Source organism: Pseudomonas sp. XP1, assembly GCF_053557675.1.
The window spans coordinates 143,334-162,571 of the sequence record NZ_JBNRIJ010000004.1; the positions used below are offsets into that span (position 1 = coordinate 143,334).

The window sequence follows — 19,238 nt, forward strand, 5'->3', positions numbered from 1 at the left end:
TTTTTCAGCTCTTCATCATATCGATGTATCTGATTGCCGCTGGCGCCTTCTCGAAACGTCGATGAATAAGGCTAAGCCACGAGCTGGCCTGGCAGTCGACAATACGCCGGTAGTTCACCTGCGGCAGGCTGACGCGCTGGACCACCGATTCTGGCACCACTGCGATGCCCTGGCCGAGTGATACCAAGGTGATCACCGCCACCAGGCTGCCCGGCTGGGGGCCGAGCCTCGGGACGAAACCACCTTGTGCTGCCACTTCCAGCGTGCCGGAGATCTGTTCGGGCAGGATGAAGGTTTCGTTGGCCAGGCGCGAGGCCGGGATCTGCGGTACTTCATTTATTCGCGAGTTGGCGGGCAGGGCGAGGACGAAACCTTCCTGGTGCAAGGCGATGGCTTCGAGTTCCTCGGGTAGCTCCATCGGCGAGCGCACATAGGCAAGGTCGAGCAAGCCGTCGCGGACCATGCCGGGCAGTTCGGCCATGGGCAGTTCGCGAATGTTCATGCGCACTGCGGGGCAGGTTTCGCTGTAGCGGCTGACTTGCTGCTGGAGCATGCCCGAATACGCGGCCGAAGCCACATAGCCCAGCTCTATGCGCCCGCTTTCGCCTCGGGCTGCCCGTTGCGCACCCAGTTGCGCGGCGTCGAACTGGCGCACTGCATGTTCGGCCTCGACCAACAGCGCCTGGCCCGCAGCGGTGAGGTTTACCTCGCGTTGGTTGCGCTCGAACAGGCGCACGCCCAGCTCGCGCTCCATGTCCTGGATCTGCCGGCTGAGGGTGGGCGGGGCGATACCCAGCTGTTCGGCGGCACGGGTGAAGTGACCGTGGCGGGCGACGCAGAGGAAGTAGCGGAAATGGCGGATTTCCATGGGTGTTACCTGCAGGGTAATGACGCGGGCCGCCGGGGCTAACAAGCCTGGGGGCTGGCGGCGTTATGGTGAGGCCAACACTACAAGGCTGATGGCTTGGCGGCAAAGGCTGCCGGGGAATTGCAGGGGACCGCAAAGCGGTCCGGCATTTTGACCAACCAGCCCTGCATCCGGAGCCTCACCATGCCCTCTGCGCGTTTCACCCTGCTTACCGCCTCCCTGGTCTGCGCCCTGATCATCCTCGACACCAACATCGTCGCGGTCAGCCTGCCCAGCATCGCCCGTGACCTGTCCGGCTCGTTTGCCGATATCGAATGGGTGGTCAGCGCCTACCTGCTGGCCTTTGCCGCCTGCCTGCTGCCCGCTGGCAGCCTGGCCGACCGCTTTGGCCGCCGCCGCATGCTGCTGCTCGGCCTGGCCCTGTTCGGCATCGCCTCGCTGGCCTGCGGCGCGGCGCCCACCTTGCTGTTCCTCGACCTGGCCAGGGCAACCAAGGGCGTTGGCGCAGCGCTGCTGCTGACCTCGGCCCTGGCCGCGATCGGTCACCGCTTCCATCAACCCCAGGAACGCATGCGCGCCTGGGCCTTCTGGGGCGCCTGCATGGGCGCCACCATTACCTTTGCGCCGCTGCTGGGCGGTGTGATCGCCAGCACCCTTGGCTGGCGCTGGATTTTCTACATCAACCTGCCGTTGGTGGCAGTGCTTGCAGTGATGGTGCTGCGCAGTGTCGAAGAGTCCCGTGACAGCGCTGCGGCCCGGCTCGACCCATGGGGCAGCCTGACTTTCGCCGGCAGCCTGGGTTACCTGATCTGGGCAATGATCGATGCCAGCCAGGTGGGCTGGGGCAGTGCGCAAACGTTGGGTCGGCTGGTGATCAGTGCTTTCCTGTTTGGCCTGTTCGTCATGGTCGAGCGCAGTCAGCAACGGCCGATGATGGACCTGCGGCTGATGCGCAGCGGCCGCTTCGTTGGTGCCTTGCTGGGTATGTTCGCCTACGCTGCCTGCGCCCAGGTGATGATGACCCTGCTACCGCTGTACTTGCAGAACGGCCTGCAGCTGTCAGCCCTGGCCGCAGGGGCGGGCATGTTGCCGTTTGCCGTGGCCATGCTGCTGGCGCCACGCCTGGGCATGCGCCTGGCTGCACACTTGAGCCCGGCGCAGGTGTTCGCACTTGGGCTGGTATTGGTCGGGGCGGGTAACCTGCTGTGTGCCTGGGCCACGCAGCAGGGCGGTTACGGTGCATTCGCCCTCGCCAGCCTGGTGTTGGGTGCGGGCGCCGGGTTGCTGAATGGCGATACGCAGAAGAACATCATGGCTTGCGTACCGCGTGAGCGCACCGGCATGGCTTCGGGTTTGAGTACAACCACGCGGTTCGGGGCGATCGTGCTGGCCATCGGTGGGCTGGGTGGTGTACTGGCTGCACATAGTGGGCAGTTGCTGCATGAGGCCATGGCTGCCGTGGCGCCTGGGCAATCGGGCCAGGTTGCCGCAATGGCCACGCGGGTTGCCGCGGGTGATTTGCAGGCGGCATTGGCGTTGCTTGAGCCCGGGTTGCGGGAAACGGTGGCACCCTTGGCCCGCCAGGCGTTCATCGGAGGCTTCGAAGCTGTGTTGCTGGTCGCCGGTGTGGCGGCGCTGCTGTTTGCGCTGCTGGTCGGCGTGTTGCTGAGCCGGCCGCTGCCGGCCATGCCAGAGGTATTGCTGGCCGAGGGGCGATCATGAAACGTGCTTCACCAGCGCCCTGCGGCTGGGCACCACCAACTGCCCCAGCGTCATGCCGAAGTCGGTTTCGATGATTGCCTTCTGCGCCGCGTTCAATCGCCCGTCAGGTTCGAAGATGACCGGCACCTCGATATTCCAGTCTTCATCCTGCTCGCGGGTGTTCGGCGATTGGTCGAGCAAGTCTGGCTGCCCACGCAGGCGGCTGAGGACAAAGTCGCTTGCTGTCAAACAAGTGGTGGCAGCCGTGTATGGGTTGACAGACCGGTGAAGACCAAACCGGCGCACACGAGGTGCCCCACACACAGCCGCTATAGGCAAAACCGTGTGTATGGTCGTCATCAGCCTGTCAAAGCTGGTCGTTGATGAACAACGACCCACCGAGCCTAGAACGCTAAAAAACGACCGCAACGGAAAACAGGCGTTGGGAGTATCTTTGGGAAACGCCCTACACGGAAGGGGTGAAATCTGATTTTGGGGCTCGCGCACCCCAAAACCCCAGGCACAAAAAAAGACGCCCGAGGGCGTCTTCTTCTTTGGGATTTGGTGGGCCGGGGGAAGCTGAAACGAGTGGGTACCTAACTGTTTTGTCTAATTAATAATTGATTGGTCAACTTGCTTGGAATACCAGTTGGAACGCTGCGTGGTCTGGATTCCGATGGACGGTGCGTTTTGAGGACCGCGCCCAAAAACGAATCGGGGCCGAATCTATCAAGCAAATGGACGCGCTGCTGATTGTTGCCCCTGGGCTCGCAGGTCAGGGGCTCCTAGTGTGGTGTTTCAGAAATACCCCTGGAAATCAGGCCACCGCTTTACCCGTGCTCTGCCAGCCGATAAGGTGGCGCGCATTGCAAAATGATGGCAGCTTGCGTGGTCCAGGGATGGCTCTCTGAATGAAGCGGTGCATTAAAGCGCTGTTTTGAGGCTTTCTCAGGTTCCCTCTCGTTTGTTCATTGCCCGTTTGAGTATTGGCCGGCCCATCTAATGGTGGACGGTATGGGAGTGTTATGCATGAGTGAATTGGCCCAGGCGTTGCTGGCAGCAGTACCGGAAGATGGCCGCAGCATCGGCAATCAGGCCCTTTATGAGCGACTCAAGAGCCAGTTCACCGGCCTGAGTGAAGAGCAATTCTGGGAATCGCGCGACGCGCTAATCGGTGAGGGTGTGCTGGTCAAAGGCCGCGGGCGCGGTGGTTCTGTGCTGCGCGCCCAGGCTGCAGGTGCCAGCCTGGCGGCGCAGGCTCTGAGCAAGGCGCGTGAGCGTTTCGAGCCGGCCGTGGCCGAAGTATCTGCTAGCTATGTCGTCGAGACGGCAGCCAGCAAGGGCAAGGTGGTCAAGGTACAGGCTGCCACCAGCATCGAGGCGATGGAGAAAACCCTCTGGGCCACCGCCGACAAGCTGCGCGCCAATATGGATGCCGCCGAGTACAAGCACATCGTGCTCGGGCTGATCTTCCTCAAGTACATCTCCGACAGCTTTGCCGGTCGCCGTGCCGAGCTGGAGCGTAAGCTCACCGACGAGAACGACGACTACTACCTGGGCGATGACGACCCGGAGGCATTGGCCGCCGAGCTGGAAGACCGCGACTACTACCGCGAGGTCAACGTGTTCTGGGTGCCGGAAGTGGCACGCTGGGAGTCGATCCGTGCCGCCGCCAAGCAGGTAGATATCGGCAAGCGCATTGACGAAGCCCTGGCTGCCATCGAGGCGGAAAACCCCAAGCTGAAGAACATCCTCGACAAGCGGTATGCCCGTGCGCAACTGCCGGACGGAAAGCTCGGCGAGCTGGTGGATCTGATCTCCACCATTGGCTTCGGTGACGATGCCGGTAAGGCCCGCGACCTGCTCGGCCAAGTCTACGAATACTTCCTTGGCCAATTCGCCAGCGCCGAAGGCAAGAAGGGCGGGCAGTTCTATACGCCGGCCAGTATCGTGAAAACCCTGGTGGCGGTGCTCAACCCGCATCATGGCAAGGTTTACGATCCCTGCTGCGGCTCGGGCGGCATGTTCGTACAGTCAGAGAAGTTCATCGAAGCACACGGCGGCAAGCTGGGCGATGTGTCCATCTACGGCCAAGAGTCCAACCCCACTACCTGGCGCTTGGCGGCGATGAACCTGGCCATTCGCGGTATCGATTTCAACCTGGGTAAAGAGCCGGCGGACACCTTCGTCCGCAACCAGCATAGCGACCTGCGTGCCGACTTCGTGCTGGCCAACCCACCATTCAACGTCAGCGACTGGTGGCACGGCAGTCTGGAAGGCGACCCTCGCTGGGTGTATGGCACACCGCCGCAAGGCAACGCCAACTACGCCTGGCTGCAGCACATGCTCTACCACCTCAAGCCTGCTGGCCGCGCCGGTATCGTGCTGGCTAACGGTTCGATGAGCTCTAGCCAGAGCGGCGAAGGTGATATCCGCAAGGCCATGGTCGCGGCCGATGTGGTGGAAGTGATGGTCGCCTTGCCTGGCCAGCTATTCTTCAACACCCAGATCCCAGCCTGCCTGTGGTTCCTGGCGAAGGACAAGCGCCACGCCCTGAGCACCGGCGGCATCGACCGCAGCGACCAGGTGCTGTTTATCGATGCGCGCAAGCTGGGCTCCAGCGTCAGCCGTGTGCAGATCGAGCTGACCGAGGCCGATATCGAGCGCATCGCCAGCACCGTGGCGGCCTGGCGTGGTGAAGCGCTGGACGAAGGCGGGCAGGTCGGAGAGTACACCGATATTCCCGGCTTCTGCCGCAGCGTCACTCTCAATGAGATCGCCGAGCATGGCCATGTGCTGACACCGGGCCGTTATGTCGGCGCCGAAGAGGTGGAAGACGACGACGAAGCCTTTGCTGAGAAGATGCAGCGGCTGACTCGGCAGCTTGGCGAGCAGACGCAAAAAGGGGCAGAACTCGATCAGTTGATCCGGCAGAAGCTGGGGGGGCTGGGGTATGAGTTCTGAGTGGCGCGCGGCGAAAATCGAGGAGATTGCTGCTCCCTATTCAACAGCATTAGCGACTGGGCCATTTGGATCGGCTATCAGCTCGAAGTACTTCGTCGATTCAGGTGTGCCCGTTATTCGTGGGTCGAACCTGAGTGCAGATACATCTACAAGGCTCATTGATGCTGATTTGGTCTTTGTCTCTCATGAGAAGGCAAATGAATTTCAGCGATCTGTGGCAAAGCGTGGGGATCTTGTCTTTACGTGCTGGGGCACTATCAATCAGGTTGGTCTGATTGATAGTCGCTCGAAATTCGACAGCTACATCGTTTCGAACAAGCAGATGAAGCTAACGATTGATCCTGCCAAAGCGGACCATCGCTTCATCTATTACGTATTCTCTGGACCCGCCAAGCAAAATGAAATTCTCGAAAATGGCATCGGCAGCTCAGTGCCAGGTTTCAATCTTGGGCAATTGAAACGCCACGAAATTTTGCTGCCGCCAGTTCAAGAGCAGGTGCGGATTGCTGACTTCTTGGAGACGTTCGACGACCGCATCACCCTGCTACGCGAAACCAATGCCACTCTGGAAGGCATCGCCCAAGCGCTGTTCAAATCCTGGTTCGTCGGTTTCGACCCCGTGCGCGCCAAGGCCGAAGGCCGCCAGCCGGACGGTATGGACGCCGCCACCGCCGCTCTGTTCCCCGATAGCTTCGAAGAGTCCGAGCTGGGTTTGGTGCCAAAGGGGTGGCGGGTTTTCAGAGTTGAAGATTTGATGGAGTTGGCATATGGGAAGGCCCTGAAAGCAACTGACCGGGTGGATGGCCAGGTACCCGTTTATGGCTCTGGTGGAATTACTGGCTACCACGACCAATCGTTGCTTGACGGGCCAGGCATTATTGTGGGCCGCAAGGGCACCGTGGGTAGCCTTTACTGGGAGGATTGTCCCTTCTTCCCTATCGACACCGTTTTCTATGTCAAAGCTAAAAAGCCGCTGACGTATTGCTACTATCTGCTGCGGACCTTAGGACTTGAGGGGATGAATACAGATGGAGCGGTCCCTGGTCTGAATCGTGGTAATGCATACAGACTGCGTGCAGTGGTGCCGCCTGAAGCCGTCTTGGAAGGATTTGATGGCGTGGCTTCCAGGCTGCGAGGCAGAATTTTTGCAAATGCGCAGCAAGCCCAAACACTCACCCAACTCCGCGACATCCTCTTACCCCGTCTGATCTCCGGCCAACTGCGCTTGCCTGAGGCCGAAGCGCTGATCGAGGAGGCGGTATGAGTCTGAGTGTTAATGCTGATTTCTCTCGGCTGCTGGACTACCTGAAGGCGCAAGGCGCTGCTGTACAAAAGCGCACTGAGGATTCCCAGCAGTACCAGGACTTTCTGCTGGCCTTTCCTCTGAGCCGCCTGAACCAGTTAACGCTGGATGAATACTGCGTGGGCAAGGGCGATGGGAAGTCCTTCTGCTGGTGGATCGAGCGCGGCCTGGTACCGGTGCTGGGTCGCTATATGCCCGGCACCGCTAAGGGCCATCTCCTGTATTTTCAGGAGGATGGCAGCCTGTACAAGAATCGCCGTCTGCTGGATCTCGGTGATGAAGAGGCGCTGCGCTACACGCTGAGCATCCAAAGCACCATCGCTGCAGCCGATCCCGCTGATCTGCTCTGGGTGGATGACGACAAGGAAATCTACCGCCGGGCCGGCTTAGAACCGCGTGTCACGGTCGGCGCAGGACGCAAGCTACGCTTGTTGGCCTGTTATCACACGGCTCAGACATTGCCGATTTCCTCCAGCGATCATCTGGGGCATTTCCTGCAGATGCTGGGTTGCCCACCAGCGCTTATCCCGTCGCCCAAGCTTCCGGTGGCGCGCATGCTGAAGTTGCGCGAGTACTACCAGCTTGCTAGTGAGTCGGTGCCAGGTCTTAGCCCTTATGGATTTATGCGCGGGCTGTACAGCGAGGAGCTGGGGTTAAGACCTGCTAAGCCTGAGTCTGAGGAGGATATTCAGCCAGGGGGAGCAAGCTACCTGCTCACCTGGAATCCAGCTCATTTCAAACTGGGTGGAGACGCCGGCGTAGAGTTGGGGCAGGAGATTGATTGGAGCTGCCATTCGAAACAGCCGCAACCGGGCGATGTGGTTTATCTGGTGCGGTTGGGGCAGGAACCACGGGGCATCGTAGCGCGCGGCCTAGTGACGGAGGGGGCGCATGACGGACCCGACTGGAAGGATTCGAGCAAAACCCGCAACTACATCCGCTTTCGCATCGATGAGCATCGTCCTGAATGTGCTCGCGGCTTGTTGCCCATGTTGCTGCTCAACAAGGCCATGCCTACCCAGCGCTGGAACCCACAGAGTTCGGGCGTCGAGATTGCCCCGGCCATCGCGGCCCGACTGGAGCTGCTCTGGCAGGCGGGCGAAGGGCTGCATAGCCTGAGACAGTACGTGTCCTGGAGTTCGGCGGATCGTAAGGAGTCCTGCCCTGGATGGCTGAAGATTTATCAGGAGGTCACATCGCTGGCCAAGGTCCTGTGCACTGGTCAGACGCCTCTGGATCATTCCGCTCTTGTACGTTTGTGGATTGAGCGCGAGAACGGGATTTCCAGCTTGAAGCTGGGGCTGTTCTCTCGAGATGAATTCAATGAACAACAAGCCGTTATTCGGGAAATCACGCAGCGCATCATGGATGCGCCTACGGCGCAGACTCACGCACAGGTGATGAAGGATTGGCGTCTGGCGGTTGAGAGCAAGCAGTTCAGCGCCAATCGACCTGCCATGGTCAATCGTGTGTTTGCCGCTTTTGCGCCGGAGCGGTTCACCACACTGCTCAAGCCTGAAGATTGCCAGCGACTCTTGCAGGGTTTGCGTGAGCTTTTTCAGCTGGATGTGACTCACGAAAAACAGGACTGGTGTGCGCTGAATGAGCAGATCATGGCGTGCATGAGTCTGGCTGGGCTGGATACAGATAACTTACTGCCAAACAACATTGCCATGTGGCAGTTGCTAGAGGCCCTGCAGGGTGCGAAAGGCGATGTACTTGAAGACGCTCAAGGGGGAGATGCCAGGGTGGCCGCCAAAGATATTCCGCTGAATCAGATTCTTTTCGGTCCACCGGGAACGGGCAAGACGTTTTCCGTCGTGGAGGAGGCTCTGAAGATTCTGGCACCAGAGGTGCTGGAGACGCCCACGCGCGAGACTTGGAAGAACGCGTTCGATCAGTTGGTGATGGACGGTCGAGTGCGTTTCGTCACTTTCCACCAAAGCTTCAGCTATGAAGATTTCGTTGAAGGTTTGCGAGCCGTATCAGAGGGCGGGCAGCTGCATTACAAGGTTGAGCCTGGTGTTTTCAAACTGCTGTGTGACGACGCACGGCACCAGGAAGGAGCGCAGACAGAAGATGATGTGCTCAATGCGTTTCTGGAAGAGGTCACCGAGGGCCCCGTCACGCTTACTACGGTGCGTGGCAAGTCCTTTGATGTTCGCTACAGGCCCGGCAATGGGACTTTCACCTGTCAGCCCAAGGCTTCGGAAAATGCGCTGGAGCTGCCGGCCAACATCGAGCATGTGCGCTTGTTCATGCGTGGCGAGAAGCCTGCGTCGGTCTATTGCGAAAGCTATGTGAGAGGGATCGCCGAGCACTTGCGCGGCAAGCTGGAGAACGACGGAGCTGGGCAGTCGAATGGCGAGAGGCTGCCTTATGTGCTGGTGATCGATGAGATCAATCGGGGCAATGTTTCGCGCATCTTTGGTGAGCTGATCACATTGATTGAAACCTCTAAGCGAGATGGTGCGACGGAGAGTTTGTCTGTCACCTTGCCGTACTCGAAGGAGCGTTTCACGGTGCCGGATAATGTCTATCTGATCGGCACCATGAACACTGCAGACCGTTCGCTGGCTGGGCTGGATATCGCCTTGCGTCGCCGTTTTATCTTCAAGGAAATGATGCCCAATCCCTCTTTGCTCAATGGCGTGGTGTTGGAGGGCATCGACATTGGTCAGCTTTTGGCGGTAATGAACCAGCGTATCGAGGTGCTGCTCGATCGTGATCATTGCCTCGGACATGCCTATTTCATGTCGCTCAAGAGTGGAGACTCGTTGTCGCGGCTGGAGGTGATTTTCCGCAATCAGATACTGCCGCTGCTGCAGGAGTATTTCTTCGAGGATTGGCAGCGTATCCAGTGGGTGCTTAATGACCACCGCAAGCCTGCGGCAGACCGTTTCGTGGAGCAGGACAAGCAAGATGTGGATGCTTTGTTTGGCAACATTAGCGTGCCGGCGCAAGGTGGGGTTTGGCGGATCAATGCGGCTGCATTCCAGCGAGTTTCTGCGTATGCCGGTGTGATTGCGGTTCAGGCCAAGGCTGAGGTTCCAGTAGAAGAGGCGGGTGCGTGAGCGTATTCGTTACCGTGCGTGAATATGCGCGTCTGACCACGGCAGCGGTTGCGTCCGGCAACCTCGATTGTGCGCAGATTTCCGAAAGTGCCTTCGACTGGCTGTGTGAGCTGAGCGCTAGCTTCAATCGCAGCGGTGCGACTCTGCTGCAGGTTGAAGGTCGGCGTGCTCTTAAGTGGGATTCCTACGTGGGCGTATTGGAAACGCCATGTGGCACGCGGCTGGAGATTCTGCCCAAGCACCATGAGCAGGACGATTGCCTGGTCAAGAGCCGCCTGTTGCTGCGCAAGCTCATTCAGCAGGCTCTGCAACTCAAGCCTCGTGAGGGTTCGGTAGCCAGCCTTGAGCTGTTCGATGCGCCACTCAGCGAGTGGGTGATGGGGCAGTTCCTGGCGGAGCTGGATTTGTTGGTGAAGCGTGGAGTGCGCTTCGACTATCGGCGAATCGAGGAGGAGCAGCGCTTTCTCCGTGGCCAGCTCAATGTGGTGGCACAGATGCGCCAGCCGCCTGGGCGGCAGCATCACTTCCAGATTCGCCACGATGTATTCCTGCCGGATCGGGCAGAGAATCGCTTGCTCAAGTTGGCGTTGGAACAGGTGGCAAAAAGCACACAAGATGCCTCCAACTGGCGCCTGGCCAATGAGTTACGCGCCATGCTGGCGGAGGTGCCTGCCAGCCGGCAGGTGAGCCAGGATTTGCGCGCCTGGAGCCGCGACCGGCTGATGGCGCATTACCAGGCGATCAAGCCCTGGTGTGAGTTGATCCTCAATCAGCAGATGCCGATAGCCGTGAGAGGTGAGTGGCGCGGCGTGAGCCTGCTGTTCCCGATGGAAAAGCTGTTCGAGCAATATGTGGAAGGCTGGTTGCATCAGAGACTGCTGCCCAGCGCTCGTTTGAAAGCGCAGTCAGCTAGCCAGTACTTGTGTGCACATAGCAGTGATCGGATGTTCTGCTTGAAGCCTGATTTGCTGATCGATACAGCGGAGCAGCGCTGGATTCTTGATACCAAGTGGAAGCGTATCGATGCCGGTAAACCTGAGAAGAATTATGACCTGAGTCAGAGCGATTTCTATCAGCTGTTTGCCTATGGACACAAATACCAAAGAGGCGATGAGGTGCCGGGGCTGGTGCTGATTTATCCGTATTGGTCTGGACTCCAGAAAGCGCTACCGCTGTTTGATTACGGCAAGGGTATGCAGCTATGGGTCTTGCCTTTTGATCTGGATGCTGAGTCCTTGGTAGATGTGGAGAAAGCGACTTTGCCTTTGAGCCTTGACTCATTTGCTTACGCCAGCTAGGTACATCTTTCTATACATGAATCGCGATTAAAGAGATTTCTATGAGCTCAGGGATCAGCCAGAAGCTACAGAGCAGCCGCAAAGAGCTGCTGGATATCGGGCTTCGCAACAACATGCTCAACTTCCGCAAGACAGCCAAGACCCTGATGGTGGTCGATGAGTTGTCCGAGGAGGTGTTCAACATCCTCTATCGACAGCAAAAGGGCATGGCCTTTGCGCCGATGGCGCGCAAGAAGCTGGCTGAGCTGGCAAAGGCTGCGAAGCCGGAGGAGGCAGAGGCTGACACTGCCAGTGACGCAGAGTTGCTGCATGAACTGGATAGCCTGGACTGGTCCAGCGTCGCTGACGAGGGCGATGAGGATGAATCAGGCAGGGCCCGTCGCCATCTGGATACCCGCTTGCAGACGGCCATCGATGATGAGCGTCTGTTCCTGCAGCTGTTGAAGATCCACACCGAGGCTAAAGGCTTTATCGAGGAGCAGGGGGTGAACACGCTGTTCCTGGCCCTGGGCTTTTTGCATTGGTACGAAGCGGATAGCTCGGAAAATCTGCGCAAGGCCCCCCTGATACTGCTGCCGGTCAGCCTTGAGCGCAGCGGCGCCAAAGATGCCTTCAAGCTGACATACTCGGGTGACGAGCTGATGGCGAATCTTTCTCTGGTTGCCAAGCTCAAAACTGACTTTGGCCTGGATATGGCCGCCTGCGGATTTGACGAGGACAACTTCGCGACCGATGAGCGCAGTCTTGAGCGCTTCTATCGTGAAGTGGCCGATGTGATCAGCAAGCAGTCACGCTGGAAGGTCGCCAGCAACGAGATCGCCCTGGGCTTCTTTTCCTTCGGCAAGTTTTTGATGTTCAAGGACCTCGACCCGAAGAGCTGGCCGGAAGAGAAGCAACCGGACGCCAACGGCGTGATGAAACGTCTGCTTGGCTCAGGCTTCGGGGATAGGCCCGCAGCGTATGCAGAAGATGTAAACATCGACTCGGTGATCAAACCGGGCGATGTGCGTTTTGTGAAGGATGCCGACAGTAGCCAGACCGAGGCGATTCTGGAGGTGCGCGAGGGTTCCAATCTGGTGATCCAGGGGCCTCCCGGCACAGGCAAGTCGCAGACGATCACCAACATCATCGCGGAGCTGATTGGCCAGAAGAAATCGGTGCTGTTCGTTGCCGAGAAGATGGCCGCGCTCGAGGTGGTCAAGCGTCGTCTGGATGAGAGTCATCTGGGTGATGCCGTCCTTGAACTGCATAGCCACAAGGCTACCAAGCAATCTGTGCTCAAGGAGTTGGGGCGGACTCTGGATCAGGGGCGGCCACTGACCAAGGTCGGTGAGGAGGATCTTGCGAGCTTGAAAGAGCTGCAAGATGCTCTTAATCAGTATTGCGAGGCTGTGAGCTCCTCTGCAGGAGCAAGCGGTCTGCCCTTTGTTGATGTGCTCGGCCGTTACATGCAACTGAAACGAGTTCATGAAGGGCTGCCGGCCATTTCTTTTGCGCCTATGGTGGCATGGAGTTTTGCCGAGCAGCAAAAGCGGCGAGCGTTGGTTGAGGAGCTGGTGCTGCACCTTGAGGAGATGGGGCGCCCCGACGAGAGCGTCTTCTGGGGAAGTCAGCGCACCTTCTTCTCGCCTATCGAGCAGAGCAGTGCAAATGATGCACTACAGTTGGCGAGCTCCCATCTCAGCGCATTGCAGTTGGCTGCTGCCGCTCTTTCTGAGCGGTTAATGCTGACTCAGCCGGCCACCCTGGCAGATGTGGATGTGGTTTGCCGGGCTGCTCGTCGTGCTGCCGAGGCTCCGCGACTCGAAGGTGTCCAGCTATCTACAGGGGAGTGGCAGTCAAGGCGTGATGTCATTCGCGAACTGCTGGAAGCAGGAGAGCGAATGACGGCGTGCCGCACTCGGCATGACAGCCAGTTGATCGACGCTGCTTGGGAGCAGGATCTGCTGGAGGCTCGGCAGAGCCTTCAGGCGTACGGCGATAAATGGTGGAGGATCTTCTCGGGGCGCTTCCGTGCAGCCCGGGCCCGTCTGCAGGGGCTCGCTCGGGAAGCGTTGCCCAAGACCAATGCGGGTATGTTGGAACTGGTGGACTCGGTACTGACCTACCAGCAGTGCAAGAAGGTGTATGACCAGCACGAGGCATTGGGTAGCGCGCTGTTCGGTGCCCAATGGCAGCGCCAGAAAACAGATTGGGCAGTGCTCGAGCGCTTGAGCGCCTGGGTAATCAGGCTGCATGACGATCTGGGAAATGGACAGATTCCCCAAGGCATCATCGCCTTTCTGGCCGGGCATGCCGATGCCAGTGGCCTGGGGGATGCTGTAAGCGGAATAGAGCAGCATGTTGCCGGGTTGGACAAGGCGCTACTCAGTGCGCTTGAGGTGACCGGCATGCAGGCGGAAAACGCTAACGCTGACGTCAGAAAGCTGGGCCTGGCGGCTCTCGGCGAGCGTTTGCAACAGTGGCAGGGAGGACTGACCGCGCTTTACCAGATGGCGCGGTTCAATGTTCTGGCGCAGCAGATACGCGACATTAAGCTCGACGAGTTGCTCGAGATTGCCATCAGCAGTGATAAACCCAGGAAGCTAACTGCCATTTTGGACTTCTCCTGGTATTCGGGGCTGGTGCAGCGGGTCTATGCCGAGAAACCAGCTTTGCAGCAGTTCGACCGCATTAAACACGAGCACCAGATCGCGCGGTTCAAATCCCTCGATCTGGCTTCGCTCAATCATGCGCAAACGCACTTGGCTAAACAGGTCTGGGAGGGGATGCCCAATATTAATCAGCCTGGCGAAATGGCCGTACTGCGCGCTGAATTGAACAAGAAGCGCCGGCATATCCCGATCAGGCAGCTGATTGAGAAGGCGGGGCGGGCGATTCAGCAGATCAAGCCTGTTTTCATGATGAGCCCCATGTCGATCGCGAACTTTCTACCTCCTGGAAAGCTGGAGTTCGATGTGGTGGTATTCGACGAAGCCTCCCAGGTGAAGGCTGTCGATGCATTCGGCGCCATCATGCGCGGTAAACAGGTGGTTGTGGTCGGGGATACCCGGCAGATGCCCCCTACCGATTTCTTCAGCCGTGATGTCGAGTTGGATGACGAGGATGCTGCGACCGCCGACATTGAAAGCATCTTGAGCATGTTTAAGGCCGCCGGTAGCCAGGAGCGCTATCTCCGCTGGCACTACAGAAGCCGGCATGAGTCGTTGATCGCGGTTTCCAACGTCGAGTTCTACGACAGCAAGCTGGTGGTGTTCCCCTCTGCGGGCCAGCATCCGCATGCCAGTGGAGTGAGCTTCGACTATCTGCCAGATGCGTTATATGACCGGGGGCGAACCCGTACCAACAAAGGTGAGGCCAAGGCTGTCGCGCAGGCCGTTATGCAGCACGCGATCCAAACGCCAGAGCTATCGCTGGGGGTTGCCGCATTCAGTGTGGCGCAGCGAGACCTGATCCAGGTCGAGATCGAGTTGCTGCGCCGGCAGATGCCTGAGGCTGAGGCGTTTTTCACCTCGCAAGGGAGCGAGCCCTTCTTCGTCAAGAACTTGGAGAACATCCAGGGGGATGAGCGGGACAAGATCTTCATCAGCATCGGCTATGGGCGTAACGAGTCTGGCCGAATTGCCAGGGAGTTTGGCCCATTGAACCGCGAGGGCGGGCACCGCCGACTCAATGTTCTGATCACGCGCGCTAAATTGGCGATGCGTGTTTTCTGCAACTTTAGGGCTGACGAGCTTGAGCTCGATGCGGGGGCCAGCCTCGGAGTGAGAGCGTTGAAAAACTTCCTCAAGTACGCCGAGACGGGTGTGCTTGAAGTCGCACGGGAGACAGGCAAGGCGGCAGATTCGCCGTTTGAGCTGGAGGTGATAGAGGCGTTGCGGGAAAGGAACTACGAGGTGGAGCCGCAGGTAGGCACCGCGGGCTACTTTATCGATATCGCAGTCAAGGATCCTGACTATCCGGGACGTTATGTTCTGGCTATCGAGTGCGATGGCGCTGCATATCACAGCTCACGGTCTGCACGTGATCGAGATCGTTTGCGTCAGGGCGTGTTGGAAGGGTTGGGCTGGAACTTCCACCGGATCTGGAGCACGGATTGGTTCCGCAATCCCCAACAGGAAATCATTCGCGCCGTAGCGGCCATTGAGGCGGCTCGCACGAGGATAGCGGAGGGGCGTCATGCACTTCCTCAGGTGGCGACAGAACCGAAGCATAAGATTGTTCGAGGAGCACCGGCAGAAGAGGCAGTACCGAGTTCAAGCCAACCATACGTGAAGGCTCGACTAACTCCAGTGGCATCGATGACCGAGTTGCATCAGGAAAAGCCAGAACGATTGATGCAGATGATCCGGACTGTGGTTGAGGTTGAGGCACCAGTGCATGCCAGTGAGGTCACGCGGCGGATTATGGAGGCCTACGGTGTGGCTCGGGCAGGTGCAAGGATTACCAGCGTTGTGGACGAAGCCATTCGCCTCGGTGTTCGGCAGGGCGTGTACCGCGGCCATGGCAGCTTTGTGTATTGCGCGGATAACCGGCCCGTCCCGATTCGCAGTCGTGCTCATTTGGAATCTGCAGAGCGAAAAATTGAGTGGGTTGCTCCGGAGGAGTTGGATCAGGCATTACTGGAAACAGTAACCCTCGGTTTCTCTATGGGGCGCGAAGATGCCATTTCTGGTGCTCTCGGGCTGCTGGGCTTCGGGCGAGCGACATCGAAGATTGCGGGCATCCTTGAGGAGAGAGTAGGCGCGCTTGCTGCTCAAGGGCGATTGCAAGTGGTTGATGGGGTAGTCACGGCAGCCGCTGATTTGGGGTAGATAGCCCATTATCGCGACTGTAATCGACTAAGTGGATCCCGTTGAGCTTGCAGAGGTGCCAGGTAAGGCACGTTAAGGACGGATATGACCGAAGACCAACTGGAACAGGAAACCCTCGGCTGGCTCACTGAGCTGGGTTACGCGCACCTCTATGGGCCGGACATTGCCCACGACGGCGATAACCCCGAGCGCGAGAGCTATCGCGACGTGCTGTTGACCATGCGCCTGCGCACGGCCATCGCCCGGCTCAACCCGCAGATCCCACTGGCGGCGCGTGAGGACGCCTTGCGCCAGGTGCTGGAGCTGGGCGTGCCGGTGCAGCTGTCGGCCAACCGCCTATTCCATCGTTTGCTGGTCGGCGGTGTGCCGGTGCAATACCAGAAGGACGGCGAGACCCGCGGCGATTTCGTGCGGTTGATCGACTGGGCCAATGTGCGAGCCAACGAGTGGCTGGCTATCAACCAGTTCAGCATCCAGGGGTCTAAGTATACGCGCCGGCCGGACATCATCCTGTTCGTCAACGGCCTTCCGCTGGTTCTTCTGGAGCTAAAGAACCCGGCGGATGTGAATGCCGACCTGGTCAAGGCGTTCGACCAGCTCCAGACCTACAAGGAGCAGATTCCGGACGTCTTTCACTACAACGAGATTTTGGTGATCAGCGATGGCAGCGAGGCGCGCATGGGCTCGCTGTCCGCGAATATCGAGCGCTTCGCCCGCTGGCGCACCATCGATGGGGTCACGGTGGATCCGTTAGGTGAGTTCAACGAGCTGGAGACGCTGGTGCGTGGGGTGCTGCAGCCGGCGATGCTGCTGGATTACCTACGCTACTTCGTGCTGTTCGAGGATGACGGTCGGTTGGTGAAGAAGATTGCCGGCTATCACCAGTTCCATGCCGTGCGTGCGGCGATCCAGCAGGTGGTCAGCGCTTCGCGCCCAGGCGGCACGCACAAGGGCGGAGTGGTCTGGCATACCCAGGGCTCGGGCAAGAGCATAACCATGACCTGCTTCGCCGCCCGGGTGATGCAGGAAGCGGCGATGGAGAACCCGACTATCGTGATGATTACCGACCGCAACGACCTGGACGGCCAGTTGTTCGGAGTGTTCTCGCTGTCGCAGGACTTACTGCGTGAACAGCCGGTGCAGGTGACCACCCGCGGCGATCTGCGCGAGAAACTGGCCAATCGCCCTAGTGGCGGCATTGTCTTCGCCACCATCCAGAAGTTCATGCCGGGCGAGGATGAAGACAGTTTCCCGGTGTTGTCCATGCGCTCGAATATCGTGGTGGTGGCCGACGAGGCGCACCGCACCCAATACGGCTTCAGTGCTTCGCTGAAGGTCCCGGACTTGAAGGTGGCCGAGGTCAGTGCTCGCTATCAGGTGGGTTATGCCCAGCACCTGCGCGACGCTCTGCCTAACGCTACCTTCGTGGCCTTTACCGGCACGCCGGTGTCCAGCGAAGATCGTGATACCCGTGCGGTGTTCGGCGACTACATCCACGTCTACGACATGCAGCAGGCCAAGGAAGATGGCGCCACCGTGTCCATCTACTATGAGTCGCGGCTGGCCAAGCTGTCGCTCAAAGACTCGGAGCTGGCGCATATCGACGACGAGGTCGACGAGCTGGCCGAGGATGAGGAGGAGGATCAGCAGTCACGCTTGAAGTCGCGCTGGGCTGCGTTGGAAAAAATCGTGGGGGCTGAGCCGCGTATCAAGAGCGTGGCGGCCGATTTGGTGGCGCACTTCGAGGAACGCAACCAGGCGCAAAACGGCAAGGCCATGGTGGTGGCCATGAGTCGTGAGATCTGCGTGCACCTGTACAACGAGATCATCGCCCTGCGCCCCGAATGGCACGATGAGGATCCGGAGAAGGGCGCGGTGAAGATCGTCATGACCGGTAGCGCATCGGACAAGGCACTGCTGCGCCCGCATATTTACCCAGGGCAGGTGAAGAAGCGCCTGGAGAAACGTTTCAAGGACCCTGCCGATCCGCTGCAATTGGTGATCGTCCGCGACATGTGGCTGACCGGTTTCGATGCGCCCTGCGTGCATACCCTGTACGTTGACAAGCCGATGAAGGGCCATAACCTGATGCAGGCCATCGCCCGGGTGAACCGGGTGTTCAAGGACAAGCAGGGCGGCCTGGTAGTGGATTACATCGGCATTGCCAACGAACTGAAGGCGGCGCTCAAGGAGTACACCGCCAGCAAAGGCAGGGGGCGGCCCACCGTCGATGCCCATGAAGCCTATGCGGTGCTGGAGGAAAAGCTCGATGTGCTACGTAGCCTGCTGTATGGCTTCGATTACGGCGACTTCCTGACTGGCGGGCACAAGCTGCTGGCCGGTGCCGCCAACCATGTTCTGGGGCTGGAGGACGGCAAGAAGCGATTTGCCGACAATGCTCTGGCCATGAGCAAGGCGTTTACCTTGTGCTGCACCCTGGACGAGGCCAAAGCCGTTCGGGAGGAAGTGGCTTTCCTACAGGCCATCAAGGTGCTGCTGATCAAGCGTGACATCAGCGACCAAAAGAAAACCGACGAAGAACGTGAGCTGGCGATCCGCCAGATCATCGGCAACGCCGTAGTCTCCGGCGAGGTGGTGGATGTGTTCGAGGCGGTCGGTCTGGACAAGCCCAACATCGGCCTGCTCGATGATGAGTTTCTTGCCGAGGTGCGCAACCTACCGGAGAAAAACCTGGCGGTTGAGCTACTGGAGCGCCTGCTGGAGGGTGAAATCAAGAGCAAGTTTGCCAGCAACTTGGCCCAGGAGAAGAAGTTCTCCGAGCTGCTCGATAGCGTGATCAAGCGCTACCAGAACCGTTCTATCGAGACCGCCCAGGTCATCGAAGAGCTGATCGAGATGGCCAAGAAATTTGCCGCAGCGAGCAAGCGTGGAGATGCGCTGGGTCTGAATGATGACGAGTTGGCTTTCTACGATGCGCTGGCCAATAACGAGGCCTCGGTGCGAGAGTTGGGCGATGAGATCCTAGCCAAGATCGCCCATGAGCTGACCGATAGCCTGCGCCAGAACGTAACCGTGGACTGGAGTAATCGTGATAGTGTGCGGGCCAAGCTGCGGCTTCTGGTCAAGCGCATCCTGCGTAAATATAAGTATCCGCCGGATCAGCAGGAGGAGGCGGCACAACTAGTGCTGGCGCAGGCTGAGACGCTCTGTGAGGCATGGATGTAGGGCTGGCTGCCGGTATCAACCCACAAATGC

8 protein-coding genes and 1 pseudogene are annotated in these 19,238 nt (G+C 59.0%); 7 read left to right on the forward strand and 2 right to left on the reverse strand.

Going from position 1 to position 19,238, the window contains the following annotated elements; translation table 11 throughout:
- Positions 1-4: 4 nt before the first annotated feature.
- Positions 5-868 (reverse strand): LysR family transcriptional regulator, encoded by an 864-nt coding sequence (locus ACK1U9_RS05835; protein WP_046613146.1) that lies wholly within the window; start codon positions 866-868, stop codon positions 5-7.
- Between the two features lie 183 nt (positions 869-1,051).
- Here ACK1U9_RS05835 and ACK1U9_RS05840 point away from each other — a divergent pair, with 183 nt between their 5' ends.
- On the forward strand, positions 1,052-2,590 hold the full coding sequence (locus ACK1U9_RS05840; protein ID WP_046613145.1) for an MFS transporter: 1,539 nt from the start codon (positions 1,052-1,054) through the stop codon (positions 2,588-2,590).
- On the opposite strand, the pseudogene ACK1U9_RS05845 reads toward ACK1U9_RS05840, so the two are convergent.
- Positions 2,585-2,806: pseudogene (locus ACK1U9_RS05845) on the reverse strand (WYL domain-containing protein); the annotation flags it as partial. The gene ACK1U9_RS05840 and the pseudogene ACK1U9_RS05845 sit on opposite strands and share 6 nt — an antisense overlap.
- 792 nt (positions 2,807-3,598) lie before the next feature.
- Between ACK1U9_RS05845 and ACK1U9_RS05850 the strand changes: the two are divergent.
- From ACK1U9_RS05850 to ACK1U9_RS05875, 6 genes are all read left to right on the forward strand, one after another.
- Complete coding sequence (locus ACK1U9_RS05850) at positions 3,599-5,533, forward strand: class I SAM-dependent DNA methyltransferase (protein ID WP_449109758.1); 1,935 nt, start codon at positions 3,599-3,601, stop codon at positions 5,531-5,533.
- On the forward strand, positions 5,523-6,797 hold the full coding sequence (locus ACK1U9_RS05855; protein WP_449109759.1) for a restriction endonuclease subunit S: 1,275 nt from the start codon (positions 5,523-5,525) through the stop codon (positions 6,795-6,797). The genes ACK1U9_RS05850 and ACK1U9_RS05855 overlap by 11 nt, the downstream gene beginning before the upstream one ends.
- Positions 6,794-9,910 carry an McrB family protein gene (locus ACK1U9_RS05860; RefSeq protein ID WP_449109760.1) on the forward strand — a complete coding sequence of 1,039 codons (3,117 nt, stop codon included), beginning with the start codon at positions 6,794-6,796 and terminating at the stop codon, positions 9,908-9,910. The genes ACK1U9_RS05855 and ACK1U9_RS05860 overlap by 4 nt, the downstream gene beginning before the upstream one ends.
- A complete protein-coding gene (locus ACK1U9_RS05865; RefSeq protein ID WP_449109761.1) occupies positions 9,907-11,208 on the forward strand; it encodes an McrC family protein in 1,302 nt (433 codons plus the stop codon). Before ACK1U9_RS05860 ends, ACK1U9_RS05865 begins: the two co-directional genes overlap by 4 nt.
- 41 nt (positions 11,209-11,249) lie before the next feature.
- On the forward strand, positions 11,250-16,022 hold the full coding sequence (locus ACK1U9_RS05870; RefSeq protein WP_449109762.1) for a DUF3320 domain-containing protein: 4,773 nt from the start codon (positions 11,250-11,252) through the stop codon (positions 16,020-16,022).
- 84 nt (positions 16,023-16,106) lie between these two features.
- Positions 16,107-19,208 (forward strand): type I restriction endonuclease subunit R, encoded by a 3,102-nt coding sequence (locus ACK1U9_RS05875; protein WP_449109763.1) that lies wholly within the window; start codon positions 16,107-16,109, stop codon positions 19,206-19,208.
- Positions 19,209-19,238: the final 30 nt, after the last annotated feature.